Origin of the sequence: Peredibacter starrii, assembly GCF_034259205.1 — a bacterium.
Classification (GTDB): Bacteria; Bdellovibrionota; Bacteriovoracia; order Bacteriovoracales; family Bacteriovoracaceae; genus Peredibacter; species Peredibacter starrii.
Genome location: NZ_CP139487.1, coordinates 3,397,045 through 3,423,420, shown reverse-complemented (window position 1 = coordinate 3,423,420; position 26,376 = coordinate 3,397,045). Strand labels below are relative to the sequence as shown.

30 protein-coding genes are annotated in these 26,376 nt (G+C 43.1%); 21 read left to right on the top strand and 9 right to left on the bottom strand.

Going from position 1 to position 26,376, the window contains the following annotated elements:
• Positions 1-13: 13 nt before the first annotated feature.
• The 4 genes from miaB to SOO65_RS17085 are packed head-to-tail and all read left to right on the top strand — an operon-like array spanning position 14 to position 3,830.
• The gene (gene miaB, locus SOO65_RS17100) at positions 14-1,435 is read left to right on the top strand and encodes a tRNA (N6-isopentenyl adenosine(37)-C2)-methylthiotransferase MiaB (RefSeq protein ID WP_321393171.1); all 1,422 of its coding nucleotides are present in this window, start codon (positions 14-16) and stop codon (positions 1,433-1,435) included.
• Positions 1,432-1,788 carry a YbaN family protein gene (locus SOO65_RS17095; RefSeq protein ID WP_321393168.1) on the top strand — a complete coding sequence of 119 codons (357 nt, stop codon included), beginning with the start codon at positions 1,432-1,434 and terminating at the stop codon, positions 1,786-1,788. The genes miaB and SOO65_RS17095 overlap by 4 nt, the downstream gene beginning before the upstream one ends.
• A 49-nt stretch (positions 1,789-1,837) precedes the next feature.
• On the top strand, positions 1,838-2,908 hold the full coding sequence (locus SOO65_RS17090) for an aminopeptidase (protein ID WP_321393165.1): 1,071 nt from the start codon (positions 1,838-1,840) through the stop codon (positions 2,906-2,908).
• Positions 2,886-3,830, top strand: coding sequence for an ATP-grasp domain-containing protein (locus SOO65_RS17085; RefSeq protein ID WP_321393162.1), 945 nt, complete (start codon positions 2,886-2,888; stop codon positions 3,828-3,830). Before SOO65_RS17090 ends, SOO65_RS17085 begins: the two co-directional genes overlap by 23 nt.
• On the opposite strand, the gene SOO65_RS17080 is transcribed toward SOO65_RS17085, so the two are convergent.
• The gene (locus tag SOO65_RS17080) at positions 3,827-4,864 is read right to left on the bottom strand and encodes a hypothetical protein (RefSeq protein WP_321393161.1); all 1,038 of its coding nucleotides are present in this window, start codon (positions 4,862-4,864) and stop codon (positions 3,827-3,829) included. The two genes, SOO65_RS17085 and SOO65_RS17080, sit on opposite strands and share 4 nt — an antisense overlap.
• 165 nt (positions 4,865-5,029) lie before the next feature.
• Here SOO65_RS17080 and SOO65_RS17075 point away from each other — a divergent pair, with 165 nt between their 5' ends.
• Positions 5,030-5,512: a hypothetical protein gene (locus SOO65_RS17075; protein WP_321393159.1), complete on the top strand. Its 483-nt coding sequence runs from the start codon at positions 5,030-5,032 to the stop codon at positions 5,510-5,512.
• Entirely contained in the window at positions 5,509-5,820 is a 312-nt protein-coding gene (locus SOO65_RS17070) for an anti-sigma factor (protein ID WP_321393157.1), read from the top strand. The genes SOO65_RS17075 and SOO65_RS17070 overlap by 4 nt, the downstream gene beginning before the upstream one ends.
• On the opposite strand, the gene SOO65_RS17065 is transcribed toward SOO65_RS17070, so the two are convergent.
• On the bottom strand, positions 5,810-6,793 hold the full coding sequence (locus SOO65_RS17065; RefSeq protein ID WP_321393155.1) for a hypothetical protein: 984 nt from the start codon (positions 6,791-6,793) through the stop codon (positions 5,810-5,812). The two genes, SOO65_RS17070 and SOO65_RS17065, sit on opposite strands and share 11 nt — an antisense overlap.
• A 196-nt stretch (positions 6,794-6,989) precedes the next feature.
• Here SOO65_RS17065 and SOO65_RS17060 point away from each other — a divergent pair, with 196 nt between their 5' ends.
• A complete protein-coding gene (locus tag SOO65_RS17060; RefSeq protein ID WP_321393153.1) occupies positions 6,990-8,330 on the top strand; it encodes a hypothetical protein in 1,341 nt (446 codons plus the stop codon).
• Here the strand turns inward: SOO65_RS17060 and dtd are convergent.
• Both dtd and SOO65_RS17050 read right to left on the bottom strand, forming a co-directional pair.
• Positions 8,327-8,764 carry a D-aminoacyl-tRNA deacylase gene (gene dtd, locus SOO65_RS17055; protein WP_321393150.1) on the bottom strand — a complete coding sequence of 146 codons (438 nt, stop codon included), beginning with the start codon at positions 8,762-8,764 and terminating at the stop codon, positions 8,327-8,329. The genes SOO65_RS17060 and dtd overlap by 4 nt on opposite strands.
• A complete protein-coding gene (locus tag SOO65_RS17050) occupies positions 8,761-11,595 on the bottom strand; it encodes a hypothetical protein (protein WP_321393147.1) in 2,835 nt (944 codons plus the stop codon). The genes dtd and SOO65_RS17050 overlap by 4 nt, the downstream gene beginning before the upstream one ends.
• Positions 11,596-11,793: 198 nt before the next feature.
• Here SOO65_RS17050 and SOO65_RS17045 point away from each other — a divergent pair, with 198 nt between their 5' ends.
• The 8 genes from SOO65_RS17045 (at position 11,794) to SOO65_RS17010 (ending at position 18,602) form a co-directional block, all read left to right on the top strand.
• The gene (locus SOO65_RS17045; protein ID WP_321393144.1) at positions 11,794-12,216 is read left to right on the top strand and encodes a hypothetical protein; all 423 of its coding nucleotides are present in this window, start codon (positions 11,794-11,796) and stop codon (positions 12,214-12,216) included.
• A gap of 3 nt (positions 12,217-12,219) precedes the next feature.
• Entirely contained in the window at positions 12,220-12,801 is a 582-nt protein-coding gene (locus SOO65_RS17040; RefSeq protein ID WP_321393142.1) for an RsmD family RNA methyltransferase, read from the top strand.
• 37 nt (positions 12,802-12,838) lie between these two features.
• Positions 12,839-13,321 (top strand): pantetheine-phosphate adenylyltransferase, encoded by a 483-nt coding sequence (gene coaD / locus SOO65_RS17035; RefSeq protein WP_321393138.1) that lies wholly within the window; start codon positions 12,839-12,841, stop codon positions 13,319-13,321.
• A 50-nt stretch (positions 13,322-13,371) separates the two neighbouring features.
• Complete coding sequence (locus tag SOO65_RS17030; protein WP_321393134.1) at positions 13,372-14,541, top strand: pyridoxal phosphate-dependent aminotransferase; 1,170 nt, start codon at positions 13,372-13,374, stop codon at positions 14,539-14,541.
• Between the two features lie 69 nt (positions 14,542-14,610).
• Complete coding sequence (locus SOO65_RS17025; RefSeq protein ID WP_321393132.1) at positions 14,611-15,555, top strand: hypothetical protein; 945 nt, start codon at positions 14,611-14,613, stop codon at positions 15,553-15,555.
• A complete protein-coding gene (locus SOO65_RS17020; protein ID WP_321393129.1) occupies positions 15,552-16,667 on the top strand; it encodes a hypothetical protein in 1,116 nt (371 codons plus the stop codon). The genes SOO65_RS17025 and SOO65_RS17020 overlap by 4 nt, the downstream gene beginning before the upstream one ends.
• A 49-nt stretch (positions 16,668-16,716) precedes the next feature.
• Positions 16,717-18,036 (top strand): PhoH family protein, encoded by a 1,320-nt coding sequence (locus tag SOO65_RS17015; RefSeq protein WP_321393126.1) that lies wholly within the window; start codon positions 16,717-16,719, stop codon positions 18,034-18,036.
• Positions 18,033-18,602, top strand: a complete 570-nt coding sequence (locus SOO65_RS17010) for a PilZ domain-containing protein (protein WP_321393123.1) — start codon at positions 18,033-18,035, stop codon at positions 18,600-18,602. The genes SOO65_RS17015 and SOO65_RS17010 overlap by 4 nt, the downstream gene beginning before the upstream one ends.
• Here SOO65_RS17010 and SOO65_RS17005 read toward each other — a convergent pair.
• Complete coding sequence (locus tag SOO65_RS17005; RefSeq protein ID WP_321393120.1) at positions 18,597-19,130, bottom strand: hypothetical protein; 534 nt, start codon at positions 19,128-19,130, stop codon at positions 18,597-18,599. The two genes, SOO65_RS17010 and SOO65_RS17005, sit on opposite strands and share 6 nt — an antisense overlap.
• 189 nt (positions 19,131-19,319) lie before the next feature.
• On the opposite strand from SOO65_RS17005, the gene SOO65_RS17000 reads away from it, so the two are divergent.
• From SOO65_RS17000 to SOO65_RS16990, 3 genes are all read left to right on the top strand, one after another.
• The gene (locus SOO65_RS17000; protein ID WP_321393117.1) at positions 19,320-19,598 is read left to right on the top strand and encodes an Hpt domain-containing protein; all 279 of its coding nucleotides are present in this window, start codon (positions 19,320-19,322) and stop codon (positions 19,596-19,598) included.
• 145 nt (positions 19,599-19,743) lie between these two features.
• Positions 19,744-19,929: a hypothetical protein gene (locus SOO65_RS16995; protein WP_321393115.1), complete on the top strand. Its 186-nt coding sequence runs from the start codon at positions 19,744-19,746 to the stop codon at positions 19,927-19,929.
• Between the two features lie 206 nt (positions 19,930-20,135).
• The gene (locus SOO65_RS16990) at positions 20,136-21,212 is read left to right on the top strand and encodes a hybrid sensor histidine kinase/response regulator (protein WP_321393113.1); all 1,077 of its coding nucleotides are present in this window, start codon (positions 20,136-20,138) and stop codon (positions 21,210-21,212) included.
• Here the strand turns inward: SOO65_RS16990 and SOO65_RS16985 are convergent.
• Both SOO65_RS16985 and SOO65_RS16980 read right to left on the bottom strand, forming a co-directional pair.
• Positions 21,209-21,724, bottom strand: coding sequence for a Dps family protein (locus SOO65_RS16985; RefSeq protein ID WP_321393109.1), 516 nt, complete (start codon positions 21,722-21,724; stop codon positions 21,209-21,211). The two genes, SOO65_RS16990 and SOO65_RS16985, sit on opposite strands and share 4 nt — an antisense overlap.
• Before the next feature lie 9 nt (positions 21,725-21,733).
• Positions 21,734-22,294 (bottom strand): hypothetical protein, encoded by a 561-nt coding sequence (locus SOO65_RS16980; RefSeq protein ID WP_321393107.1) that lies wholly within the window; start codon positions 22,292-22,294, stop codon positions 21,734-21,736.
• Between the two features lie 218 nt (positions 22,295-22,512).
• On the opposite strand from SOO65_RS16980, the gene SOO65_RS16975 reads away from it, so the two are divergent.
• Positions 22,513-22,824, top strand: a complete 312-nt coding sequence (locus tag SOO65_RS16975) for a hypothetical protein (protein WP_321393104.1) — start codon at positions 22,513-22,515, stop codon at positions 22,822-22,824.
• A gap of 40 nt (positions 22,825-22,864) precedes the next feature.
• Here SOO65_RS16975 and SOO65_RS16970 read toward each other — a convergent pair whose 3' ends face one another.
• Together SOO65_RS16970 and SOO65_RS16965 are read right to left on the bottom strand one after the other, a co-directional pair.
• On the bottom strand, positions 22,865-23,140 hold the full coding sequence (locus SOO65_RS16970; protein WP_321393101.1) for a hypothetical protein: 276 nt from the start codon (positions 23,138-23,140) through the stop codon (positions 22,865-22,867).
• 351 nt (positions 23,141-23,491) lie between these two features.
• Positions 23,492-24,076 (bottom strand): peroxiredoxin, encoded by a 585-nt coding sequence (locus SOO65_RS16965; RefSeq protein ID WP_321393098.1) that lies wholly within the window; start codon positions 24,074-24,076, stop codon positions 23,492-23,494.
• A gap of 254 nt (positions 24,077-24,330) precedes the next feature.
• On the opposite strand from SOO65_RS16965, the gene SOO65_RS16960 reads away from it, so the two are divergent.
• Positions 24,331-24,936 (top strand): ATP-dependent Clp protease proteolytic subunit, encoded by a 606-nt coding sequence (locus SOO65_RS16960; RefSeq protein ID WP_407677021.1) that lies wholly within the window; start codon positions 24,331-24,333, stop codon positions 24,934-24,936.
• Positions 24,937-24,957: 21 nt separating this feature from the next.
• Positions 24,958-26,274 (top strand): ATP-dependent Clp protease ATP-binding subunit ClpX, encoded by a 1,317-nt coding sequence (gene clpX / locus SOO65_RS16955; RefSeq protein WP_321393094.1) that lies wholly within the window; start codon positions 24,958-24,960, stop codon positions 26,272-26,274.
• The last annotated feature ends 102 nt before the right edge of the window (positions 26,275-26,376 follow it).

Here is a 26,376-nt window from a genome sequence, read left to right as displayed (position 1 = left end):
GCTTTGAGGGCCCATGGAAAACACTACGAAAAACGACTCAGTGAAAGTCGGCGAACTCGAATTCCCACCACGTAAAGTTTGGATGAAAACTTACGGCTGTCAGATGAACTATCATGACAGTGAACGAATCATGTCCCACTTGTCGGGGATGAACTTCACAAAAACAGAAGAGCAATCGGAAGCAGACCTGGTGATCTTTAACACTTGTGCTGTTCGCGATCTTGCTAACCAAAAGTTTTATTCTCACTTAGGTGAAACGAAGAAATTAAAAACCAATCCTGATATTGATCCGGAAACGGGCCTTAAGAAAAACGTGATTGTTGCGGCCGGTGGATGTATCGCTCAAACGGAAGGGAAGGACCTGGTTCAAAAGTATAAGCAACTAGACTTCGCATTCGGTACAGATGTGATCGATAACATCGGTGAAATGGTTTACCGCGCTTACGCTGGTGAGAAGAAATTCACTGTGACTGCCTGGGACCGCTCGGACAATTACTCAATCGAAACAAAAATTACTCAAGGAACTCCGCAAGCATTTGTGAATATCATCAAGGGCTGCGATAAGTTCTGTTCATACTGTATTGTTCCTTTCACTCGCGGAAGAGAAAAGTCTCGTCGTCTTGCTGAAGTGGTAACAGACGTGAAGCGCCTGGTGGAATACTCTGGCATTCAGGAAGTCATGCTTCTGGGTCAGAACGTGAACTCATTCGGGAAAGACAATGGTGAATCTCTGGGCCAGCTTATTATGGAACTCGAGAAAGTGAACGGTCTTCACCTTCTTCGTTATACAACGTCTCATCCATACGACGTGACTGATGATCTGGTAGAGGCTCACGCAAATTCTAAAAAACTGGCCAACCACCTTCACCTTCCGGTGCAGTCTGGTTCTAATACTGTTCTTCAGCGTATGCTTCGTGAGTATACAGTTGAGCACTACCTTTCACTTCTAGCGAAGATGAGAAAGGCAAACCCTGAGATGGTGATCACAAGTGACATCATCGCGGGCTTCCCGAATGAGACGGAAGAAGAGCATCAGCAAACACTTCAACTTTTAAAAGACGCTCAGTTCGATAACATCTACGCTTACGCTTATTCTTCTCGTAAGGGAACAAAAGCGGCACGTATGAATGATGTTCTAACTGACGATATACGTGGTCGTCGTCTACGTGAAGTGATGGACCTTCAGTTATCAATCCAGGCGGAAATCCGTCGTGGTATGACTGGAAAAACTTATCGCGTGCTAGTCGATGGTAAGAACATCAATAAAGGTGTGCAGAAGTGGCAGGGCCGCACGTCTTGTAACCGCATTGTTCACTTTGAACCAGCTAATCCAGAGCAGGATTACATGTGGAACTGGGTGGATGTGGAAATCACATCTGCGACCGCACTTTCGACTCAAGGAACTCTGATTAAGGAATACGGGAAAACGCTGTGAAACCGATTTGGTTTGTCTGTGCATGGATCGCGTTCGCAATTGGTATTGTGGGCGCGTTCCTTCCCATCCTTCCCACAACGCCGTTTTTAATTCTCTCGGCCTTTCTCTTTTCTAAGTCCTCACCACGCTTTCATGCCTGGATTTTGAATCTTCCGCTGGCAGGCGAGGGGATCAAGGACTGGCAACAAAACCGAGTCATCCGCACTAAGGCCAAAATTTGGTGCTCTATCATGATCCTTATCTCGGTAGTGGTCATTCTCACAAATGGTAATATCCATCTTGCAGTTAAAATCATTGTTCCGATCATCCTGGTCTCCGTTTGGGCCTTCGTTGTGAGCAGAAAGAGCGAATAAGAGTATTTTGATCGGTAGATTTTGTGTTTCTTTCCGTTAGAATAATTCCATGTTGAAAATCTTGATGCTTTTATTCTTGTGCTCGAGCTGTGGCATGATGGGTTACCTTACTGAGCAAGGGTTTGGTCAGGCGAAGGTCCATTGGGGTGCCAAGAAAAACGAAGTGTACCTGGATGACCCGAAGGTCTCTGAGGACGTGAAGAGAAAGATTCTTCTGGTGGGGGAGTATAAGAAATTCTTCTATCACTACTTTGGTGCAAAACCGACCAACATCTACACCAAGACCACAATCTTACCCAATAAGGCAGTGACTTATCTCGTGATCGCAAGTCCTCATACCAAGATTGAGGCCCACGAATTTAATTTTCCGATCATGGGCAGCTTTCCTTACATCGGTTTCTTCCAGAAAGATTCGGCCATTGAATATGCTAAAGACCTTCGCGAAGATGAAAATCTCGTGACCTGGATTCGCCCGGTTTACGCTTACTCATCTCTGGGATTGTTAGAAGACCGCATTCTCTCATCTTTCTTTCAGTATGATGATGTGGAACTCGCTGAACTTGTTTTCCATGAACTCTTCCACACAATTTTCTTTATTAAGAATGAAGTGGATCTGAATGAGAATCTTGCCAATCTTTATGGTCAGGCCATGCTTCAGGAATATTTTAAGGGCCGACCTGAACTTGAAGATTACCTTGCTCGTGAGGCGAAGAAGAAAAAGGTAAGTCTTCGGGTGGTGGAGCTGATTTCAATTCTTCAAACTGAATTTGCAAAACTCGGTGGCTTCATTACCAATGAAAAGGCCGATGAGCTGACTCAGCGTTTTATCACAGAAGTTTTTCGTCCGGACCTCAGATCTCTTTGCGCCAAATTGGAATTGGATGAAGAGGACTGCGAAATCAAGGACGACTGGAACCAAGCAAGCTTTGCTGCGTTTCTCACTTATGAAGAAGAGCAGGATTTCTTAGAAAAACTCATGGTTCAGAATAATTTCGACTTAAAACAGTACTTAATTTGGCTTAGAATGGAGTACGACAAGTTTGACGATCAAGATAAGATCGAAAGCTTTACCGATTACCTGAAACTAAAGGTACCCCATGCGCCACTTGCTACTAATTGATCCCATTGAAAAACTAAACATTAAAAAAGATTCTTCTCTAATGCTGGCACTTGCTATGCAGAAGAGAGGAATCGAGTGTTACGTTCTCTTTGAACGTGACTTCGCGATTCATAATCAAGGCATGCAGAAACTTCGTGTTCATTCTTTTAAAGGCACCTTGAAAGAGGACCAGATTTATCTGGCGAGCTTTGAGACCACTGGTGAGAAGGTGATTGAACTCACAACGAATGATGTTCTTCACATGCGTCTTGATCCACCATTTGATAGCCGTTATCTGCGCATTTTGTGGATGCTTGATCATTTAGTATCAATGGGCATTAAGGTCATGAATGATCCTCGCGGGATCATGAATTTTAATGAAAAGCTTTATGCCTACCGCACAGAAGGAGCGACCGCCAGTTACGTGGGGTCGAGCTTAAAACTCGCTCAACAATTTGTGCAGCACCTGGATCCGAAACCATCTGCTTTGATCTTAAAACCTATGGATCTTTATAGTGGGTTAGGGGTCGAGAAGCTTTCTCTTAATGCCTGGGAAAAACGCTTTGAAGAAAAAGTCGTTGAGCTTCAGGGGCCTGTGATTGTTCAGCCGTTTATTGAGGCAGTTGCAATGGGCGAAATCCGCTCTCTTTACTTTAAGGGTAAGGAGCTAGGGACCATTCTTAAAACGCCAAAAGACGGGGAATTCCTTTCGAATATCGCTCAGGGCGCTACCTTCCATGCCGAGCCATTAACTCCAAAAACACGTGCTCAATGCGAGACGATTGTAAAAGAGCTGATGGAGTTTGGTGTTGATTGGGTCGCTTTTGATATTCTGGGAGATTCAGTTCAGGAAGTGAATATTACGTGTCCGGGACTTTTAGTTGAAGTCAGCTACGCCCACAAGAAGAATCTTGCGGACGTAGTGATTGATATGCTGGATTAGTTAAAAGTTTTTGTACCGTTAGAAGCAACTTCGATATCAAGTGACCAACAGTCAGAAGTTCTAACTTGTTTCCAAGTACCAGATACGTTCGGGTTCTGCGGATAGATGAATCCGTATGTATCATAAATTGCGGCCTCATTATATGTGCCTGGGGCCCACTCTTGGTTGCCCCATACGTTTGAGATTTTGAAATAAATCCCGCCCGGATATTGAGCAGCGTATGAAGAAAGATCTAGAGCAGGAGTACATTTGTTAACATCAATGATTTTTGTACCAAGGCTCACAGTTTGAGTCGTTCCATTGATGGTCGTTCCTACTAAAGTAAGATCAAACTTAATTCGCCCGTAACCTTTCATTGTAGATTTACCAGACACGCGACCTGGGCAAACCGTAGTTGTGTTACGAGATTCCGGTTGAACGTTGGCGATAAATCTAACTTTTAAAATTGAGTCACCCCAGAAGAAGTTTTTAGATCCTTCTTTCGTTCTAAGAAGTTCAGAAGTTGTGTCAAAGAATTCCTGGCCCGATGCTGGATCATAGTTCACTTGTCCACGCAGAGTAATACTGCCTTTACGAGTGTCATATGGAGTATATGAAATGCCTGATGGGGCAGAGGCCGCAGTACAGCTGATAGACGGAACGTATGGATAGTTCACCATCCAATTTTTATCAACATAACCAGAATAATAGAAACGGTACGGGTTTGGATAAGTCGTTGTTCCGCCGGTCGTTGAACCGGTTGTGCCTGAAGTCGTTGAACCCGTTGTAGAACCTGAAGTTGTTCCAGAAGTCGTTCCAGAGGTCACACAAGCAGGATAGCTTGGATAAGATTGACAGTACTGATAACCGGCACAGTTAGGTTGGGTCCAGTAGTAGGTTCCTGTACAATATTGAGCTGAGCCAGTAGTTCCTCCACAGGTTCCGTACCAAGCGCACTGTGGATCCTGCGTGACTGTTTTCGTTTTCGTTGTTTCCTGACACCCCACTGCAATGAGCATCAGAGCAAAAACAAAGAATAATGGCATATGTTTCATAAAATACGTCCTTTCTCCTTGAACCTATCGGAAGACTCTGAAGGAAACTTGATAAGTTCGTACTCCCTAAGTGCTAAGATGTTGAAAACACGAAAAGAGATGAAAGATTTTAATAGATTTTGAAGCCTTGAAAGGGGTCCAGGTCTGAGCTTTAATAGTTGCCCTATGAAGAGAAAAGACTTTTATCAACTTGTACAACCGCTGACGGACAAGCTTTATCGCGTGGCCTTTGCGTTGATCCCGGATGATCTTCAGGCCGAGCAATTGGTAATTGATGGAATGAATGCGTTTCTTTTGAAAGAAAGAAAAAGCATCATGTTCCGTGAAGTTGATCTCACTAATAAAAAAGAAACTCTCATCCTTCGTCGTCATTACTATAAAGGTATTCTTCGTTTTCTGATTGATATCGGATCTCGTCGTGCCATTCAGCTTAATGAACAGATGAAGATCACTCGACCGGCAGAGTACAACTCGTTCTACTCACTGGATCCTAAAGTAAGAGTGGTGATGAGTCTTCGTTATGATTCACAATTTACCGTGGAAGAAATTGAAGACATTCTTTTCATTCCTCGCTTTGAGATCATTGAGAAAGTTCACAACGGTCGATTCCTTCTGTTAAATGATCTGAATAAAGGGGCCAATCTATGATGGATAAAACCTATACTCAGTTTCAAAAGAAGATTGTTCCTTATCTAGATGGCTCTCTTTCTGCAGAAGAAACTGCAGAGTTTGAGGCCTTCGTTCATACCCATCCGGAATTTGGTGCTCAGATTAAGAGTAAGGAAGAAGAGATCCAGGGTCTTAAGGCCATGATCCCGATGCCTGTTCTGACAAGAGAATCTCAGGAGACTCTTGAGTCTGAAATTCGCACATCGATTTTTAATCTTCTCAAAGAAGAGCCAAAGGGACTGTTCGATTCTGTTCGAATTAAGTTCGAAGATTGGTTTAGCCGTTAATCACTAAGCTAAAGAAAATTGAGAACTCACCAGTTTTACTCCAAAGAGGTTTTGGTGGGTTGTGAAGTGTGTCCATGTCTTTAAGTACTTCTTCAAAAAAGCCCTGAAGACGGTCAACATTCGTCCAACGAATCATTTTGATTTGTTTGATGTTACCTTTCTCATCATAAGTGAGACGTCCGGTCATGACTTGTTTTGTATCAGTCATCGGGAACTGGATATGCGGATTCTCGCGCTGAAACTTATCTAGTTTTTTATAAAATGAATTCACGTAACCAATCGCTGTTCTTCTCTGGAAACCATAGAACATCAATTCGTATTCATTTAATTCATCCGGATTCACACCTTCAGGAACTTCAAGATTCACCAAAATGTCTGAGTTACTAAGACTGCGCGCTCTTGGGTCACCACTAAGAGCTGCTGCACTTGCTGGATAAGAAGAAGCACCTTGAGTACGTTGAAACTCCTGAATCTGATTACCTTTCAAGCTGATGGCATTGATGGCCTTCTGTCTTGCTTGAGGCATAACGCCTGGACGAGAGCCCGGACGTTGCTGTGGTTGTTCCGCTGGTGCTGCAGGTTTTTGTTGTGCCACTTGTGGCATTGATGGAGCGGCTTTTGAAAGATCACTGAAACTCAGGGCCTTCTTGTGAAGAGGGGCCTTGTGATTTTCAGTCATCTTGGCGTTACCAGATTTAACCGCTGAAATTTCTTTCGAAGGATTCAGCGACTTCGAAAGATACGATGAATTTTTAATCTTACTATCACGAGCACCAACTGTACGGATTCTTCGCATGTCTTGAATGCGTAGGGGAGCGATCGGCTCGCTTTGTCCGTGTTGGGTAATGAGATCTTTTAAATTAGGGAAAGCTTCGTAAGAGAAAAGTAGAAAAAGGACGTGAGCAATCACCACTGCGAAGAAGATCACAGTTACATCTGTTCTAACCTTAATGGTGATCGTGTTTGCCGACATATTGCCGGACTCCTTTACTCTAGAAAATCATAGCTCTTGTGACTCTAAGAATCAATAAAACTAACCGCTTCGGCAAGAGAATACAGGGTTTGATCAGGGCAGTCGGGTAAATTCTCCCGGCTTGACTCTAGCGGCCTTAAAAAGAGACAATAGCTCTGGATTTTAAGATCTCGAAACAACAAGGATGTTGCTCTCCATGAAAAAATTACTCAGTCTCTCTGCTTCAAAAATCTATATGGTTTGTGGCCTGGGTCTATTAATGACTCTTGGTGCTTTCTGGCATCATCAAACGAATCAGACGCAGTTGGATCGTATGAATGTGCTGAATCAAGGTGTAGGCACATGCTTTAACCGCATCTCGCAAACATTCACTGCGATGATGATTAAAGACATCCAATCTCCTTATCTGAATCGTGAGTTCATGGCACTTTCAGATGAATGTCTTAACGAAACAATTAAAGGTATCAACCCATTCCGTAAGAACGTAGGGAAGGGTTACGAAACGCTTAATCAACTGATCTCTGAAGTTCATTGGTTCCATGAAAAAGTGTTGAAGATTCATTCTCCAATGCTTGCGGGCCAGATGATGGACACTCCGCTTGCGCCACTTAGCGAGCGCTATGGGAAAATGGAAAATTTCAAAGTTAACCTGGTTGATGAAATCGATGCTACGAATGCTCAAATTCGTGAAGTACAAATGAATGACGAAGTCCTAATGGGAGTTGGTCTTATCATTTTCGTTCTTTCGCTGAGCCTGCTTTCACTTCAAGAGTTCAACCGTCATCAGCTTCAGCGTGAAATCGAAAGAGAGGCGCTTAATCTTCTTAAGGCCGGCCAGGCAAACGTAGGTGCCATGGTTGACCGCCTGGTTGATCGTGCTCTTCTTACTCAAAATATGCCGGTGACAGCACAAATCTTTAAAGACTATCACGGTGATCTTCTGGAAAGAATGACATCGAAAATGCCAGTGGCCGATGCGGCCGTAGTGGAAGCTCAGGAAGAAAAAGTTGAAGAAACTCCGGCCCTTCCAACTCACAAAACATCCCTCAAAGAAGTGCTGGTTTCGATCCAGAACATTCAGCCAAAAGAACTTATTCACGCGACAGACGTTCGTGATGTTCAGCTTGCAGTTCCTTACGAGAGCTTTGAACAAGTGATGAACGCGGCGATTAACCAACTATCTGCTCGTCGTCTTGAAGATAAAAAGATCATGATCTCTAACCAGATACATTCTGATCGTACGGTGATCTCACTCTTCCTTGCTGGCAGCATCTACACTGCCTCTGAGCTTGAGTTCGTTTCAAACCCAGGCGCAGCAGTTGATGGCATCGATATGAACATGATCATCTTAAAAGAGATGGTGAATGAATCAGGTGCTAACTGGCACGTTGAAAACAAGACCGACCGTAACGGTAACATCGTTGGTATGAACATCCGTCTGATTGTTAATCGCATTCCTGCGAATCAGAGAAGCAACAAGCTTGTTTCAGTTTTCAAAGGAAAGAAGAAAGACCTTACTCGCGAATTAATGAACTAAAATTGAAGAATAAACGTCACTGGTCCATCGTTGACCAGTGACACTTTCATAAACGCTCCGAACGTTCCTTCCTTCACTGTAAATCCACGATTTCTTAGTTCTCGATTAAAAAGTGCATACTTTAAACGCGCTTCTTGTGGTGCCATGGATTTCTCGAAACTCGGGCGATGTCCACCGGTTCCGTCCCAGCTCAAAGTGAATTGGCTGACAGATAGGATTTCGCCTTTTACGGCCTGAATATCTAAATTCATGCGGCCTTCAGCGTCGTCGAAAATGCGAAGTTTTGAAATTTTATCAATCGCCTTGTGAAGGGAATCTTCAGTGTCACCTTGTTCAAAACAAACTAAAAGAAGAAGTCCGGAACCGATTTGTCCTACGATTTCAGAGTCAACTGATACAGAGGCCTCTTGAACTCGTTGAACTACGATTTTCACGGAATCCTCTTCGGTGTTACCTGAACTCTCATGGCGTGAGTAATTGAGTTCTGAACCTGGCCCAGAAGCTCTTGGTATGAAGACTTAAAGCTTTGAGTCGTTTCAATGATCTCTTTCAGGTCACTCAAGCTAGGGATGTGAACTGCACGAAGAATCTTTGAAAGTGGTACATCCACTGCGTGTGACAATAGGAACTGAATAAACAGCACCATTGGCTCTTCAGTGTGAAGACGCACGATCACTTTATTGTGGCTCATAAGCTCAAGTGAGAAGAGTTTTAATTCACCCTCGTGAGACACTTTAAGCTGAGTCTGAGTAAGAGGTAGATGGATATCAGTAGGAACTGTTCCTTCTACGAACTCCAGGAAAATATCTTCATTTTCTGGATATAAAGGACGAGTTGGTTTTTGAACCAATTGACCTTGAATAAGTGGATTATTGAAGCTTACTTTCTGACCAAAGCGAAGGTCGTCCATTTTCCAGATAAGAGATTGGAGAGTTCTTTCAAGGTTTGAATAACGAGAAAGGATCTCACAAGCATAACGTGGGAAAAGGTTCTTCGTGATCTGATCGATATGTTGGAAGGCCTGAAGGATGTCACGAGGTGAAGCATCTAGAAGTTGCTCCTCGTTCATTTCAAGCATTCTGAAACCTGATTTAAGGTGCTCAGGTAAAGATTCTGTTTCAGTTAAAAACTTTGGAACTAAGAACTTACTCAAAGACCCTTTTACAAGTGACAGGCCACCAGTGAAAGTCAGGTTCATAACTTGCTTACCAACAGTTGTCAGGAAGTAGTTACGAAGGATGTTCGGGTTAAGGCCCGGAATCTTTGGAATAAGCTGGAAGTAGCTACAAAGAGTTTCACCGTAGTCCGAATGAATTGAACGGAACGTGTCCATAGGGTGAATCTCAAGATTCACGTCTCCATTACGGAAGTCCACCACCAGGAAGTAAGAAACGTCACGCTTTAGACCGAGATTAAGAGTCGATTCAGGACGGAACTTCTCTTCAGAGTGAAGGGACTTAATTTCAAAAATTGTATCAAGAGGCACGCAGTTAGCGAGTAGGCCCTTGAAGTAAGCAGGGTGAGTAATACGGCTAGAGTCTTCCGAAGTTGAATGAATCAACATGCCGTTTACAACCGCTTCCTGGAAGAATTCAACACGGAATGAATCCGGGAAATCGAGATGCGCCATCGGAGGCACTTCATTTAAGTGCGACAGATAGAACGATCTTAAATGTTCAGTCACAGAAGAGAAGTTGTGGAAGCTGTCCAGCTCGGCCGAAATACGGAAGTATGAGCAAAGTTGCTTTTCGGTCTCGCACTTGTTCTTCTTACGGAACACGTAGATATAAGAACCAAGTTCACCTTTACCTTTAACGTTCTCAAGATCAAAGATCGCTTCGGTCTTAAGTTCGCGTAGAACTGGCTCCAGTCTTTCACGTAGTGAAGGAACAAATAGTTTTTTAGAAGATAGAACAAACAAGTACCCATTAGCTTTGAGGTACTTCACCTGATCTCCGATCTGAGTCATGAGATAGTGTTGTGGGTTGTTCTTAGGGAAGTGACAAAGGTTCAGAACCACGCGGTCATAAGTCGAAGTGTAGAAAGGATTATCTTCAAGAAGAAGACCTTGCTTCACCTGATTATTCTTGCGGTTTCTGAAGTGTCCGCCCATGATTTTGCAAATATAGTCAATCGGCTTCTCGTGCTGGCTTTCTGCTTTGTGAGCAAGGAAAGTCAGGAACTGAAGCTCATTACAGATCTTAGTGAATGTGCCTGAGATGAACTCAAGACCTTTGAAGTCCGGACATAGGAACTGGTCCCAGTGGAAATCTTTATTGTTCTCCTGAGCAAGCCAGTGAGAAAGAGAAAGTGATTCAAGATAATCACCAAAGTACTTACAGCTTACGATCTCTTCATCTTCCATTCCACCAGTTGGAACTTTCTTGCCTTCAATTGTTTCTAACCAAAGAGGAAAGTTGATCTGAAGCGAGTTGAGGAACAGACCCAGGCTCACGTGAGAAAGAGCATGAGAATAAACTTTCTGCTGATCCTGCTCAACTTGCGTACGAAGTGAAATGTGTTTTGTGATTTCTGTGATCGCAAGATCACGAGAAACAATCAGAAGCTCTTTCATTGCTTCTTTCATGCCTTCATGCGGACGGTACCAGCTATAAAGGTTACTCTCAAGAGCACGGCTTTGAAGTTCAGAGCCAGAACCTTTTTTAAAGATCTGAGAGAGGAAAGAAGTTGGATAGAGCAGGGCCTTCTCAGTCAGCTCAAGGCCACAACGATCAAGGAGTGATGAGATGAAGCGAAGTTTTAAGAAAGTAATTGTCGCTACACGGTTAGCGTAGATATCGATGAACTCCAGAAGCTTAGGATTATCCTGCAGCTTCTCAGGAGAAATCGCCTGCCAGAAGTTACCAAGATCATCCAGCCCTTCAAAGTGAAGGCCCAGAGTTTCAGCATATGAAAGGAACTCATTATAGAGTCCAAGCTTAATTGTTTTCGGGAAATCTTTTGTCTTAAATAGTTCGTTCTTCACGTCCATTTGAACCAGAGTCAGAAGACGCTCAAACTTCACAACGTTTTTAGAAAGAAGAGAGTCACCCTTCCATCCAGGAACAAAACAGTGCAGAGGAGAGAAGCGATCGCTTACTTCGGGAGTGCGAGCTAAACGTGGGCCAGGAATGAAAGTAGGGAAACGTCCTTTGACATGAAATACTTCAGGCACTTCTTGATCTATAGCAATAGCGGCCGAGTCTTCGAGAGACTCGATATCCTTATTTAGCCATTGCGAAGCAAAGAAGGTTTTATTACTCAAAGGGACTAAACTCCTGTCCAGTAAAGCAAAACTATTGAAAACATTAATTAATTGGGAGACAAGATTATGGGTTATCCCAGTGTTTTTGTCATGAAAAAAGACGACTAAAAAAGACGATTTTCCTAAAGTTTAGTCGCATTGTGCCGAATAGGTAAGTGAGCTTTATAATTAAATAAATTACACCTACGGGAGTGCGATATGGATAAAAGCTTCAACGACCAAGAGCTTTCAGACATCATGAAAGAAATTGAAGCCTTAGAAGAGGATTTTTCAGGCGAAGAGGAAGTTCATGCAACTTCATCGGTTCTGGAGGAACTCGCCCATATGGAGGAGAAGGAAGCCATTCCAGTTGCTGCACCTGCGCCAGTATCTTTAGAATCAAAGAGGGCCGCGCCAAAACCAGCACCTGCTCCAGCTCCTGTTCAGTCATCATCTCCGGCATCGACATCGATGAGTTTTAAAGTTCAGGGTAATCTTTCCCTGGAACTTCAATTCGATATCGGCGGCAAAGTTGTTTGCCTGGAAGTAACAGAATCAGGGCTTAACATCGAAATGGATGGCGGTATGAAATTTACTGTGCCAGTATCTGCGGAAACTACTTCTCGTAAAAAAGCTGCTTAATCAATGTCTATAAAGATCTTAGGTGGAATTGCCAGAGGATATCCTTTGGCAACTCCTAAGGCCGATTCCACCCGGCCAACTTCTGTTCTCATTAAACGTAAACTTTTCGACTGGCGCCAACACATGGACGAATATATTTTCGTGGATCTTTGTGCGGGCTCAGGGGCCATGGGTTATGAGGCACTTTCTCGTGGTTCACAAAAAGTCTTTGTGAACGATTCCATGAGAGGGGCATTTCTTACCTTGAAAGATAACAAGGCCAATCTAGAAAAGGCCTTTAAATTTGAACCGGACATGATCACTGTCACTAACTTGGACGCAAAAAACTGGGTCCAAAAAGAGCTTCAGTATCAGTTACCGGAAACAGAAAATGTGATTCTTTTCTTCGATCCTCCCTATGAAAACCATGCTCTTTACTTTGATGTTCTGAAGATCTTAAAAGAGATGAACTTCCAGGGTGAAGTGTGGGTTGAATCCGACCGCCTCAAAGGTCCAAAGATCGATCTCGTCACGGGAGCATTCCAATCAGTTATTAAAAAAGTGGAACAGGGCGATCATTTTGTCGTCGTCGGCAAATTGGTATAAGATTAGACCTATAGTTTAATCTCCAAAGGATTTCCGCTTGGAAAAGAAACGTGCGTTGTACGCCGGTACTTTCGACCCATTTACTAACGGTCACCTCGACATCGTTCAACGGGCCATCAAGATTTTTGATGAGATCGTTGTTCTCGTTGCCGTATCTCCCAACAAAAAACCATTCATGACTAGTGAACAGCGTGTGAATGTTCTGAAAAAACTTTTCGCGCATGAACCGAAAGTTAAAGTTGATAGCTGGGGCGGTTTGATCGTTGAGTATGCTCGCCAGAATAAAATCGGTTCGATTGTCAGAGGTCTTCGTCCAACGGGTGATTTTGAGATTGAATTTCAGATGGCCTCAATGAATCGTAAGATCAATCCTGATTGCGATACGGTTTTCCTTATGACGAGTGAAAAGCTTTATTACATTTCAAGCTCGCTAGTGAAGGAAGTTTATAATCATAATGGAGACATTACTTCGTTTGTTCCGCCTTTGGTTCACGAAGAGATGAAGAAGATTAAGGATTAAGCAAGATGCTTTTAAGTTCCAGAGTCAAAGGTATATCAGATAGTATTACGATGAAGCTCAACGAGAAGGCGATCCAACTCACTGAAGAGGGGAAAGTCATCTACAATCTATCAGGTGGGCAGCTACCGATTAAGCCAGTTTCTGAGTTTATTGAAAAAATTCATCACCAATTAAACTTTCTGAAGAGTTATCAGTATTCTCCATCAGCGGGATTTCCTGCTCTTAGAAAAAAACTGCTAAAATTTTTCACCGATTCCCGTCGTCTTTCGCTGGAAACAGTGGAAAACGATATGGATGTGATTGTGAGCAACGGTTCCAAGCATTCTATCTATAATGCTTTGGGCGCCATCATTGATCCAGGTGATGAAGTGATTCTACTCGCTCCTTATTGGGTGTCTTATCCTGAGATGATTAAATTCTGGGGTGGAGTACCGATGGTGGTGAAGTCGAATGTGTTCGATGCCTTCGTTCCGGCGATCGAAGACATCAGAAAAATTATTTCTCCTCGTACTAAGGCCATCATTGTAAACAGTCCGAATAATCCATCTGGAGTTCATTATTCTGAATCATGGATGAGAGAATTTGCTGAATTACTAAAAGAGAACCCTCACATCGTGGCGATCTCAGATGAAGTGTATTCAGATATTAGTTACTTTGATCCTAAGCCAACTTACTTCTATCAATTTGATCGCTCACTGCTTGAGCGCACGATCATCGTTCATGCGATTTCTAAAACTCTGGCAGCGACCGGACTTCGAATTGGTTGGGCGATTGCTCCTGCGGACGTTGTGCAGGCGATGGGAAGAATTCAGGGCCAGACAACTTCTGGACCAAACAGTCTCGCGCAACGGGCGCTTTTGGATTTTGATCTGCATTTCCTGGAGAGTTTCTTAACTCCGGTAAAAAATCACATTCGTACTAACGCTGCGACTTTGAGAGAAAAGTTTCGCGAGGCGAATCTTGGTCACTGTTGGTATCAATCTACTTCAGCTTTCTATTTTATGATCGATTTCTCCCGCACGCCGATGTTCAAGCGGTTTCCTGGGGACGAGGATCATTCCTATCAGATTGCCGACGAGCTTCTTAATAATGAAGGCATCACGGTTGTTCCGGGAGTTGATTTCGGAATTCCCAATACCGCGAGAATCTCACTGGTTATTGAAGAGGTGCCTTTCCAAGAGGCCATTACTAAAATCGTCAGGTATTTAAACAAGTTCTAACGAAGCTGGCACTTTTGGCCCGGGTTTGGGCCAATTTCCCTCTGGTTTATAATTTATTTAGGGGGAAACGTGCGCTCACTTTTTATCATTTTTATACTTTTTGTTCTCACTAGCTGTGCTCAAAAACCTGAAGAGAAAACAGCAGAGGCGATTGATGTGGCCCTGTCTCATTTATCGTCTGGCGAGTGTGATGCCGCACTTGAAGTTCTTCAAGATGCCAGTGATTTGGCCAATCCCATTTATGTTCAAGTTCTCGCCTCGGCCTATTCATGTAAGGCCAACTACGACGAAGTTGAATTTATCTCAAATGACTTAAGTGGACTTTCAACTGGAACTCCTGCCGCCATCATGAAATCCATTGCGAGCATGAGTCTCTCTCCCGAAACGGCGGCCGATTCAGATAACTATGTCGCCATCAGAACTGGTATCAATACCATTCTTGGTGCAACGACCACTGTGACTCACGATGCACGTGTGACAAAATTCGGAGCTCGTAAAGCAGGGGACTTGAGTGTTCAGGCGCTCATGCTGAACGTTGTGAATCTCGGAAAGTTTTTAAACTTCTACGGCAATGCAGATGCTGATGGAGACAAAGGACAAGGAACAAACACTAACTCTTGTTTCATTAATTACACTGATCCAAGGGCACAAACCGTGATCACAAGTGGTGTCGGTGGAGTTTGTAACAGCAATACCGATGGTCACCCGGATCTGTCTTTTGCGGCAGCAAATCTTTCAAATGCTAAGCGCAGACTTTGTGAAGGTCTGATGCTTGTGACGAATGTTCTCGATATCCTGGATAACTTAGACTTAAGTGGAAGTAGTGAACTCGCTAAGCTCGAAGATATTTCAGCTCAGGTGAGTACTTTCAAAACTGCGGCAGTTGCCGCTGGTCTCGGAACATTAATTAATATGACGTCTCAGTCTCAGTGTGAGACCGCCATGAATACCGCCTCAAATTTGAACGACATGGAGTATCTTTATTCCCTGGTGTTTGAAACAGGTCTTCAATGAAGTGGTGGCTCCTCTCAATCACCTTATTTACTTCTGCCGCCTTCGCATTTGATACGCCTTATACCATGCGCTCTCCCCGTGGACTATTGATGGGAGATGCATTTACCGCAGTTAACGATGACGAATTTACATTATTCTATAATCCAGCGGCACTTGCTCGTCATAAAAGAGACTTCACTCTCAATCCGGTGAACCCACAATTTCACGGGACGAATATCCTTAACGATATGGATCGGTTTAAGGATTTTCCCGATGAACCTGTCGGAGCGTCGAAAGTTCTCATGGATTACCCGGCCCATGCTTCTGGTGGTATTGCCCCGGGATTCAAACTCTTCAATATTGGTGTGACCTTTCTGGCGAATGAAAGTTACGATGTTCTTTTAAGAAACCGTGCTCACCCGATGCTTGATCTGGATCTTCGTTCAGATCGTGGGGTGATGATGGGTATCGGAATTCCGATCGGCCCGGGAAGACTTAGTCGCAAAAATTCACAGGGCTCGCAGACCTCACTAGGGATCAGTGCCAAATATCTGGAACGAACGGGAGTAAGAGATACTCTTGCCCTGGCCGGCCCTGTAGTAGTTGACTCTTTAGGTAAAGATGAACTTGAAAAAGTTTTAAAAACCCTGGGACGTGTGAAAGGTGTGGGTTATGGATTTGATGCGGGTTTAGAACATGTGACCCGAAGTGGAAATTCACAATTCGTAGCTAGCTTGGCCGCCCTGGATATCACGGGAACTAATTTTAAAGAGCAGAGTCATCCGGACAATTTGCAGGTGGCCGATATTCGTGACCAGATTAATTTCGGTCTCGCCGCCGGTCAGGATTTTAAGATTTTTCACTATATTCTTTCGGCCGACGTGAGAGCACTGAACGAGGAAATGGATTTCGGGAAGAGGCTTAGATTCGGTGCCGAAGTGGGAGTTCCGGGACTCTCGCTAATGGCCGGGATGAATAGCGGCTACTACAGCTATGGTGCGACAGTCGATATGGCCTTTATGAAAGTAACTGCTGGTTTTTATGACATGGAACTCGGTTCTAAGTACAAACAGATTAAATCTCGCAGATTCGTTCTATATCTCTCATTATTCGACTTTTCATTCGATGCTTAATTTTTTATCCTAATTTCAAGCACACACCCCCACGGATTGGAGGACTACTTTGAATAAAACGTTCATTCTGGACACTAACGTCTTGTTACTTGATCCCTTAGCTATCAACAAATTCGGCCCTAACAACAAAGTATTCATCCCACTCACAGTCATCGAAGAACTAGATCGATTCAAAAAAGATCAGAACGAAAACGGTCGTAACGCCCGTTATTTCTCACGTTTGATTGATGGATTCAGAACGGAAGGTTCACTATTCAAGGGAGTAACTCTTGAACACGGCGGAACACTTCAGATCTCTGTAACAAAAGAATACAAAGGTCCGGCAGGCGCTGGTCTAAAACTTGATCTGAATGACAACATCATTCTGGCATCTGCCCTTAATTTGAAAGAAGCAGGCGAGAACGTTACTCTTATTACGAAAGACATTAACCTTCGTATTAAATCAGATGCGGTAAACATTCACGCTGAAGATTACGAAACAACTGACGTTACAGTTGATGAGCTTTACTCTGGTCAAAGACAAGTTCCTTTCGATCTGGAGAAAATCGAAGAGTTCGAGAAAGAAAGATTCTTGAAACTAGAGCCAGGTGATATCCCAAGCATCTATCCGAATGAATACCTAATTCTGGTAGATAAAAATAATCCTTTCAAAAAGGTTCTTGGACGCTTCCACGCTAAAAAAGGCGGAATCGTTCCTTTGATTAAGCCAAAAGAAGGCGTTTGGGGCATTCACCCTAAAAACATTGAGCAGCAGTTTGCCCTCGATGCTCTTTTAAATAATGAGATCAATCTTGTGTCTCTGGTTGGTAAGGCCGGTACAGGTAAAACTCTTCTAGCAATTGCAGCTGGTCTAGAGTGTGCAATCACGAAGCAGAACTACTCGCGAGTTCTGGTTTCTCGTCCGATCGTTCCGATGGGTCGTGACCTGGGTTTCCTACCAGGTGACATCAATGAAAAACTTGGTCCTTGGATGCAGCCGATCTTCGATAACATCGATTTCCTATTTGGTAACCAGCGCGCTCGTAACGAAATGACGACTTGGGATGAACTTATCAACCAAGGTCTTCTTCACGTTGAGCCTCTGACTTATATCCGTGGTCGTTCTCTTCCTCAGCAGTACATGATTGTGGACGAGTCTCAGAACTTAACTCCGCACGAGATTAAAACCATTATCACTCGTGCCGGTGAAGGAACTAAGATCGTTCTTACAGGTGACTCTGAACAGATCGATAACCCTTACCTTGATTCACTTAATAACGGTCTTGTTTACACGATCGATAAGTTAAAAGGTGAGGAGATCGTAGCTCACGTGAAACTTTCTGTGGGTGAACGTTCGCCGCTTTCGGAGATTGCTTCTAAGTTACTATGATAAAGAAAAGCTATCAGCGTAGACATTTACGAGCTCCGTTTAAGGAAAGTGTGCTCTACGCTGATGGTTCTTATGTGCTTAAAGCACATGCGCTGAATATCTCAGAGGGAGGAATTCTTTTAGATGAACTCCCGAGCTTCCCTGAGACCGATGAAGTGCCTTTGATGATTTCTCTTCCTCAGCTACCGGCACTTAAAAACTTTTCCATTTTAAAAATGCAGACTTTCTCAAGGGATCTTTTCTCTCGACATGTTATTCGTGCCAAGGCGCGGATGGTGAGAAGAGAAGAGCTTTCTAAGAATCTCGACAACATTTTCCGCTCTCGATTTGGCCTTGAATTCATTCGTATCTCTCCAAATGAGCAGAAGTATATCGAAGATTATGTTTCGACCTTTTCTTCAAATCTGATCTATCTTCAGACAATGATTGATTCGTTTAATACGGACGATGAAACGAAGATGAGAGCACGCACACTGGCCAAAATTCTTGGGTATAATGACATCGAAAAGATCGCCCAACTAAGAGCGCAGGTCACTCACGATTATAAAAGCCTTCAGTGGTTATAGATCCACTTTGAGCGGAAGACATTTCTCAGAAATCGGCAGAGGCCTAAACTTAGTCGGGATGAATTTCGTTAAACGACATTCTTTAACTTTATACTTTTTAGGATTCAGCTCGATCAACTTTTCTTCTTTCGCTCCATCAGTACCGTAATTACAGTCAATAATGGCCTTAACAGGGATTTCTTTTGTGGTTTGGTCTTGGACCTCTACCTGATATCGTTCGCTGTAATACGACCAGAATCCGACGAACTGAGGGGAGTTGTGATGCTTGGATGTAAGAACCTTCGGAATCATTTTTACGTTATCGATATTGATGTCGAGATTGTCTTTTAGATACTGAATGCCCTTCTCATTTCCGTACACACAAAGGGCCTCTTTTCCGATGACTTCCAGAAGGGCCGGAAGATCATTATTTTGCAATGCCGTGAAGCCTTCGTTCAGAACGTAAGCAGGATTTTTTTTGAATCCAAAACCATAGGGATCGCATGCTACGAAAGCAATAAACAGCAGCAATAAACCAATGATTTTCATGATCTTTAGTCTCCGGACTAAATATTTTTTGGGGAATTATCCTCTTTTTTTGAATCGCATTGGTGGTTTTTGAAATTTTTTCCACCATAAGTTTTAAGAAGTCCAAAATTTAGACACTCTTAAATGTCCCTGTGGGGCAAGTTTCTATATTATCCGCGCAACTTTTAAGAACCCTAAAAAAGAATGCTCATGCAAGTGCCAGTTGAATTAAAGATTAAGTACTTGAGCCGCCGAATTCAGGACATAGAAAAGTTAAAAGTATCTCTCGATCAGGGAGACTACACTCTCGCAGTTAAACTCGGTCATCAGGTCAAAGGTAACGCCGTTACTTTTGATGTTCCTCAAATTGCATTCATTGGCCTTGAGATAGAAAAGGCAGCCAAAAAACAAGATAAAGAAAGAGTTAAAATTCTCGTCGAGAAGATGGAATCAGCAATTGCTAATGCTCAATCTTCAATCCACGCTTAGCCTTTTTGCCCCAATCAAAATGCCCCAAAATTGTCCTGACTTGCCTCGAAGTTTTTCGACTTCAACCAGATTTCACATGTTTTGATCTTACAAAGGCCGGCACCGCCTTTGCTTTTGGGATGAGGTAAATAATCCCGGAGTGTCCATGCAAGCATCATCGAAAAAAGATAAACGTAACCCACTTTCAAAAGGCCAGAATCGTCTTTTGCAGGAGTCTCTTAAGAAACTCTTAGGGTACGGTCTGCTGGAAGATCACAATCCGAAATCATCTAACGAAGAAAAATCCCTCAAATTGAGAGTCATTCTAGACTCTGGAGCATTCAATAATTAGTCCCATGGGCCTGCCAAAATTAATCAATCCTAATTCTAAGACAAAAGTTAAGCCTGCCACCGAAGAGGTCATGCTCATACTTTTGTCTTCAGTCACAGATCAATTGCAGCTCAAGATCCTGGCCCACAAATTGTCGAAATTAAGAGAACAGAAACTCAATATATCTCCCAAGTCCCAAGTGTTGACTCCGGCCGATAAGGATTTTTATGGATCGTTTAAAAGAAGGGTATGATGCCATTGCCTCGAAAGAGCAAATGCTGGCAATCGTATCTCACGACATAAAAAATCCTCTCAGTGCCATCCAACTTGAGACTCAATTGCTCATTCGAGCAGCAGAGAGAAGTGGCAAATCGGTCCTAAGTGAAGAAGTTAAAATTCAGGCCGGCAGGATTTTAAAAACCACGGATCGATTAAAGACCCTGATCAGTGATCTGTTGGAAAAAAATAAATCTGAAAGCAGTCTCACTCATCTTCAAAAGCACGAAGTTAATTTAAAAAAGCTACTCCATGATGTGATCGATTCACTAAGACCTCTGGCCCGTGAAAAAGATCAGATTCTTAAAGTCACAACTCCTGAGAGTGAAAGTCTCCTCTTTATTGACCGCAATAAAATGTTTCAGGTCATTTCCAATCTTCTGAATAACGCCATCAAATTCACTCCGAAAGGAGGCGTGATCCATCTCAACCTGGAGGGCCGGGCGGATGATTATGTTTTCTATATAAGTGATTCTGGTCCAGGCATGAAGGAGAGTGATCTTTCCCATGTGTTCGAGAAATATTGGACCTCAAAATCCCAAAATGGCACAGGAACGGGTCTTGGACTTTTTATTTGTAAGACCATTATTGAGGCCCACAAAGGCCAGATAACGGCCCAAAATCTTCCTCAGACAGGCGCCCTGTTTACTTTCAATCTTCCCAAATGTGCTCAACGGAAAGTCATCTATGTCGTGGATGATGATGATGATTTACGAGATGTCATTTGTTGGGCATTGGAGAAAGAAGGGTACACCCTCTATCCGTTTCAAAGTCCTCTCCTGGCGCTTGAGAGTCTTGTGAGTTTCAATCACAAACCACATCTTTTCCTGGTGGACTTTCATATGGATGAAATGAAGGGGAGTGAATTTGTTCAACGAAAAAATGAACTAGGTCTTCAGGACTGTCCGTCCATTATGATCTCTGCCACCCCAAAAGATATTAAGGAGAAAAATCTTTATCGGGAGATCATCACCAAGCCCATTGATTTAACGGGCCTGGTGGAAAATATCAAAACAACAATCGGTTAATGATGTTTGCTGGATGCAATCATACTTCTAAGCATCCAGGCGTTCTTTTCATGGATCTGCATACGATCAACCAATAGATCCGCAGTCACGTCATCTTCACATTCATCAGTGAGAGAAATAATTTCTCTGGCGGTCGTCACTACTGCTTCGTTTCCAACTACCAGGTTATGAATCATTTCTTCCGCAGTTGGAATGCTGGATTCTTCTTTAATGGATGTCACGCGGGCAAAACTTGAGAATGAACCAGGAGCAAATTCTCCCAATGCTCTGATTCTTTCCGCGATTTCATCCACTGCGGCCGCGAGCTCCTGGTACTGCTCTTCAAAGAGTGTGTGAAGAGAGCGAAACATCTTACCAGTAACGTTCCAGTGATAGTTTTGGGTCTTTAAATACAGAAGGTAAGAGTCCGCGAGGAGTTTATTCAGACCTCGACAAACAAGTTTACGGTCTTTTTCGCTGATACCAATATTGATTGTTGGCTCTGAAAACTCCGCTTCAATTTTGTTCGCCATAAAATCCTCCTATTTTAAATTGTCCTCTGTCCCTTCGTAATCAATGATCACGATGGCCTTTGAGGCCTTGGTGTAAGAGACAGAACCGTCTGGCAGGCGAGTGGCAGTTGTACCTGTGGTTTCAAATGCTTTTTTTACGTCATACTCATCACTTCGGAACATCTTGCTTAAGAGATCGGGTCTCTTGGCCATGTTATATGCATCGATATCATTCACTTCTCTGAGTTCTACTTCCAGATAATCTCTGATCTCCTGCGCTCGTTCAGAGGCAAGGATCACCTGGCTTTTAGGCACATCTTTTTTGTCATTTGGATATTCAGTGTCTGCCCAGGCGAGAATTCTAATGTCACCAATGGCCTTTTTCGTTTGGTGGCTTTTTGCCAGGAAGTTTTTGAGATTCTCTTTGCTGGCAGTTGTGAGTTCTGATTTCCCTTTCGAAAATTCCAGCGTGGTATAGCGAGTTCCGGCCACAGTCGCAGGATTTGACGGTTCATCAGCAGGGGTCTTTTTTTTCTCTTCATGCGCGCAGCTGGCCAAAATAATGAAGGGAACAATTAGCAAAAGTCTCATCTATTCCTCCATTGGACATAGTGAGAAGGGAGCAATTTTGAAGCCACTCTTTTTCACATCAGTTTCAGAAAGTTAGCTTTAAAAATGACATGCATTCGGGGAGATTTTCCCCTTACGCAGTGATTGGTTTAACAGAGCTTTTTATTTCAAATCCAGAAAATAACAGGGACTTTTTTTGGCATCACATCTGCTTCATCTTTTATTGTCCGGAGGTTCACATGATTAATGAAAATGTTGAGCCATTTCGTAATCCTTCGAGGAACAACAAAACCATTAAGTCAGGATACGACGCCTATGAAGATCAAGAAGATAAAAAAAATGCTGAATCAGAACGCAATACTGGTAGAGGCTCAGAAGTTCATTCTGGAAAGCTCGTTCACAAAGAAAATGATTTCGATCGTAGTGGAGTGGGTGGTTCCAAAGGCAGTGAATCTAATCATACCAAAGAAAGACAAAAACAAAGTAGCGCCGGCACAAAAAATACCGATTCAAACTTAAGTGCTCATCAGGAAGATGCGAGAAGACAGTAAGTTTTATGAGGGGACCGGAAGGTCCCCTTATTTTTTTGGATTATAAAAGTCTGAGAGTATCTTGAGATAGTTTTTCGATCTTCGCCTTAACGGTAGGCTGCACACGCGAAGAGATTTCTTTAAGTATCAACTGACCTTTCGTGAAGAAGTCCTTCCCATAGGCATCGCCGGAGAATTCTTCAAGCAGGCTATTAACTTCAATTTCGAGCTGAGAATTGCCGAGTGATTTTAAGTAGAGTTTGTACGACTCTTCAGCACGCTTCAATTCTTTCAATTCCTTGAATTCCACTAAACTTACTACGTTCAACTTTGTCATATCCCCTCATTTAAATGGATCGTAGGTCTTCATGGCCAGGATCCGTACCTAGTGAAATTCAAACCTGAGGCCAATTTAGTGCACTCAGATTTCGTTCGTTTTTAATGGGCCTGTTATATGGAGTCTCTTGATTTTCGACAAGGAGTTGAGAATTTTATCTTCAGCTTTTGTAAAGATTACTGATAGCGCGGGGCTAGAAACTGAATAATTTACCGGCGTTATGCGCAAATTACATGGTGACAATTGGCGTCTAAACATAAAAAAGGGGGCTTTTGGCCCCCCTAATAGTCACCGAATTTTTTCGTCAGGTATTCGATCCGGAGGACTGGCCGTCCGCGATCGATCAGAAACCTAAGCGTTCTTTTTGAACCATGCTTTTGAACCAGCAGTATCTGGCTTCATAGTATCAGCACCTTTTTTCCAGTTAGCTGGGCAAACTTCGCCCGACTTAGCTGTGTACTGATAAGCTTCAACAAGACGTAGAGTTTCTTCAACGTTACGGCCCACTGAAAGGTTGTTGATTGTAGAGTGCTGAACAACGTTGTTGTCGTCGATGATGAATAGACCACGAAGAGCAACGCCATCGTTAACAAGAACTTCGTAATCACGAGCTACTTTCTTATCAAGGTCAGCGATGATTGGGTACTTAACTTCACCAAGACCACCATCGTTACGAGGTTGTTTTGTCCAAGCTAGGTGAGAGAAGAATGAGTCTACTGAACAAGCGATAAGTTCGCAGTTCATGGCCTTGAATTTATCTGCAGCTTCAGAGTACGCCACTAGCTCAGTTGGACATACGAATGTGAAGTCTAGAGGGTAGAAAAATAGAACTTTCCACTTACCTTTGTAGTCATCTAGAGAGATTGTTTTTTCTGCGCCATTAACCAGGGCAGATGCTTTGAAATACGGAGCTGGATTACCAACTAAACGTGACATGTGAGACTCCTTAAAAGAAAGGGTTAAACCAATTTCAGGATTGAAACGTGGACCCCAGAAATTTAGACCCAAGTGCTAAATAATTCAAGACTAGATGTTTCCTTTCCCCTTGAAATTTGGAGTTCTGTGCCCATCTTTTAACTAACCGCAGATATGGTTAAATTTAAGCTCAAGAAATCTAAGTATTTTCCGATAAGGTTGAACAAAGTTCTCAACCATTCGGGGAAAAGGAAAAAGCAATGACTATCTCGACTATGGGTTATATCCCTAATCCAATTGTAATCGAACAAACAGCTCGTGGAGAGCGACAATACGATATTTACTCGCGACTACTTCTGGATCGAATTATTTTCCTTGGTACAGAAGTGAACGATACGGTAGCAAACCTTCTGGTTGCTCAGATGCTTTTCCTAGAGCAATCTGACCCTGAAGCTCCAATCCATTTCTACATCAATTCTCCAGGCGGTTCTGTGTATGCTGGTCTTGGTATCTACGATACTATGCAACACGTAACATGTCCGGTTTACACTTATTGCGTGGGCTTAGCGGCCTCAATGGGTTCTCTTCTTCTTCAAGCAGGGGAAGCTGGACACAGATACTCGATGCCTCACTCGAGAATTATGATCCACCAACCACTGGGTGGTGCCCGAGGACAGGCGACGGATATTGAAATTCAAGCAAAAGAAATCCTCGACCTAAAGAAACAATTGAACAATATTTACGTAAAGCACACTGGACGTAAATACGAAGAGGTTGAGAAGGCCTGTGACCGTGACAATTATTTAAGTCCGGAGAAGGCAAAAGAGTTCGGTTTGATCGACAATATTATTATCCCTAAAGGCAAGTTGAAAAAAGCTTAATCACTTAGCGAAAAGGCAATTATGACGAAAGAAAAAGCAGGCGGAACTTACGGTAGTTTAAACTGTAACTTCTGCGGGAAGTCCCAGAAAGAAGTGAAGAAGCTAATCGCAGGTCCAGGTGTGTACATCTGTGACGAGTGTATTGAGCTCTGTAATGACATTATCTTCGAAGATTCAGTGAAGACAGTTGCTAAGACTGCTACTGATAACGTTCCGAAGCCACACGAGATCAAGCTTCACCTTGATCAATATGTTATTGGCCAGGATCGCGCTAAGAAAATTATTTCGGTAGCGGTACACAACCACTACAAACGTATTTCATACAAGGCCGCGACTCGTGATGAGGAAGTGGAACTTGCGAAATCAAACATCCTTCTTGCTGGTCCAACAGGTTCTGGTAAGACGCTTATCGCTCAGTCTCTGGCGAAGTTTTTGAACGTTCCATTTGCGATCGCAGATGCTACGACACTTACTGAAGCTGGTTACGTAGGTGAGGACGTGGAGAACGTAATTCTTTCACTTCTTCAAAACTGTGATTTCGATGTTGAGCGTGCTCAGCGTGGTATCGTTTACGTGGATGAGATCGATAAGATTGCCCGTAAATCTGAAAACCCATCTATCACTCGTGACGTATCGGGTGAAGGTGTACAACAAGCACTTCTAAAACTAGTTGAAGGATCTGTTGCAAATGTTCCACCGAAAGGCGGACGTAAGCACCCTCAACAAGAGTATATCCAGGTTGATACTCGTAACATTCTTTTCATCTGTGCTGGTGCTTTCGTAGGTCTTGATAAGATCATCGAGAAGCGTATGACGAAGTCTAAGTCAGTAGGTCTGACTGCAGTTAATACGAATGAGAAGAAAGAGAAGTCTCACTTAGAAAAACTAGGTTCAATTGAGCCGGAAGATTTAGTGAGATTCGGTCTAATTCCTGAATTCATCGGACGTCTACCTGTGACGGCGATGCTGGAAGAGTTGGATGAGGCAGCGCTTGTATCAATTCTTACTGAACCAAAAAACGCAATTGTGAAGCAGTATCAAAAGCTTTTCGAGTTTGACGGAATTGATCTGGAATTCACTGAAGATGCAGTTAAAGAAATTGCCCAAACTGCTCTACACAGAAAAACCGGTGCCCGTGGTCTGCGTTCAATCATTGAGCAGGTGATGCTGGATGTGATGTATGACCTGCCAGGCAACGATAAAGTCGCTAAATGTATCATTACTAAGGAAGCGATTACAGGTGAAGGCAAACCGATTCTTGAGGAAGGGGATCGTAAGAAGAAGCTTGAGTCCAAGGCCGGTGCCAAAGCGGCCAAGAAAATCGAGAACGCATCATAAATTCTCGAAACTCCTTACTTGTTGCTAAACAACAAATAACTAGAAGTAATCATTAATGTCAGTCGGCCCGGGAATCTTTTACCGGGCCTTTTTTTTTCTTCT

Excerpts from the sequence above, each read along its gene's own strand:
- SOO65_RS17005 (WP_321393120.1), bottom strand. The coding sequence starts at position 19,130 with ATGAAAATCATTGGTTTATTGCTGCTGTTTATTGCTTTCGTAGCATGC.
- SOO65_RS16980 (WP_321393107.1), bottom strand. The coding sequence starts at position 22,294 with ATGAGACTTTTGCTAATTGTTCCCTTCATTATTTTGGCCAGCTGCGCG.
- SOO65_RS17030 (WP_321393134.1), top strand. The coding sequence starts at position 13,372 with ATGAAGCTCAACGAGAAGGCGATCCAACTCACTGAAGAGGGGAAAGTC.
- SOO65_RS17000 (WP_321393117.1), top strand. The coding sequence starts at position 19,320 with ATGCAAGTGCCAGTTGAATTAAAGATTAAGTACTTGAGCCGCCGAATT.
- SOO65_RS17080 (WP_321393161.1), bottom strand. The coding sequence starts at position 4,864 with ATGAAACATATGCCATTATTCTTTGTTTTTGCTCTGATGCTCATTGCA.
- SOO65_RS16970 (WP_321393101.1), bottom strand. The coding sequence starts at position 23,140 with ATGACAAAGTTGAACGTAGTAAGTTTAGTGGAATTCAAGGAATTGAAA.
- SOO65_RS17045 (WP_321393144.1), top strand. The coding sequence starts at position 11,794 with ATGGATAAAAGCTTCAACGACCAAGAGCTTTCAGACATCATGAAAGAA.
- SOO65_RS17040 (WP_321393142.1), top strand. The coding sequence starts at position 12,220 with ATGTCTATAAAGATCTTAGGTGGAATTGCCAGAGGATATCCTTTGGCA.
- SOO65_RS16995 (WP_321393115.1), top strand. The coding sequence starts at position 19,744 with ATGCAAGCATCATCGAAAAAAGATAAACGTAACCCACTTTCAAAAGGC.
- SOO65_RS17020 (WP_321393129.1), top strand. The coding sequence starts at position 15,552 with ATGAAGTGGTGGCTCCTCTCAATCACCTTATTTACTTCTGCCGCCTTC.
- SOO65_RS17065 (WP_321393155.1), bottom strand. The coding sequence starts at position 6,793 with ATGTCGGCAAACACGATCACCATTAAGGTTAGAACAGATGTAACTGTG.
- miaB (WP_321393171.1), top strand. The coding sequence starts at position 14 with ATGGAAAACACTACGAAAAACGACTCAGTGAAAGTCGGCGAACTCGAA.
- SOO65_RS17085 (WP_321393162.1), top strand. The coding sequence starts at position 2,886 with ATGCGCCACTTGCTACTAATTGATCCCATTGAAAAACTAAACATTAAA.
- SOO65_RS16985 (WP_321393109.1), bottom strand. The coding sequence starts at position 21,724 with ATGGCGAACAAAATTGAAGCGGAGTTTTCAGAGCCAACAATCAATATT.
- SOO65_RS17060 (WP_321393153.1), top strand. The coding sequence starts at position 6,990 with ATGAAAAAATTACTCAGTCTCTCTGCTTCAAAAATCTATATGGTTTGT.
- SOO65_RS17075 (WP_321393159.1), top strand. The coding sequence starts at position 5,030 with ATGAAGAGAAAAGACTTTTATCAACTTGTACAACCGCTGACGGACAAG.
- SOO65_RS17070 (WP_321393157.1), top strand. The coding sequence starts at position 5,509 with ATGATGGATAAAACCTATACTCAGTTTCAAAAGAAGATTGTTCCTTAT.
- SOO65_RS16965 (WP_321393098.1), bottom strand. The coding sequence starts at position 24,076 with ATGTCACGTTTAGTTGGTAATCCAGCTCCGTATTTCAAAGCATCTGCC.
- clpX (WP_321393094.1), top strand. The coding sequence starts at position 24,958 with ATGACGAAAGAAAAAGCAGGCGGAACTTACGGTAGTTTAAACTGTAAC.
- SOO65_RS17090 (WP_321393165.1), top strand. The coding sequence starts at position 1,838 with ATGTTGAAAATCTTGATGCTTTTATTCTTGTGCTCGAGCTGTGGCATG.
- SOO65_RS17010 (WP_321393123.1), top strand. The coding sequence starts at position 18,033 with ATGATAAAGAAAAGCTATCAGCGTAGACATTTACGAGCTCCGTTTAAG.
- SOO65_RS16975 (WP_321393104.1), top strand. The coding sequence starts at position 22,513 with ATGATTAATGAAAATGTTGAGCCATTTCGTAATCCTTCGAGGAACAAC.
- SOO65_RS16960 (WP_407677021.1), top strand. The coding sequence starts at position 24,331 with ATGGGTTATATCCCTAATCCAATTGTAATCGAACAAACAGCTCGTGGA.
- SOO65_RS16990 (WP_321393113.1), top strand. The coding sequence starts at position 20,136 with ATGGATCGTTTAAAAGAAGGGTATGATGCCATTGCCTCGAAAGAGCAA.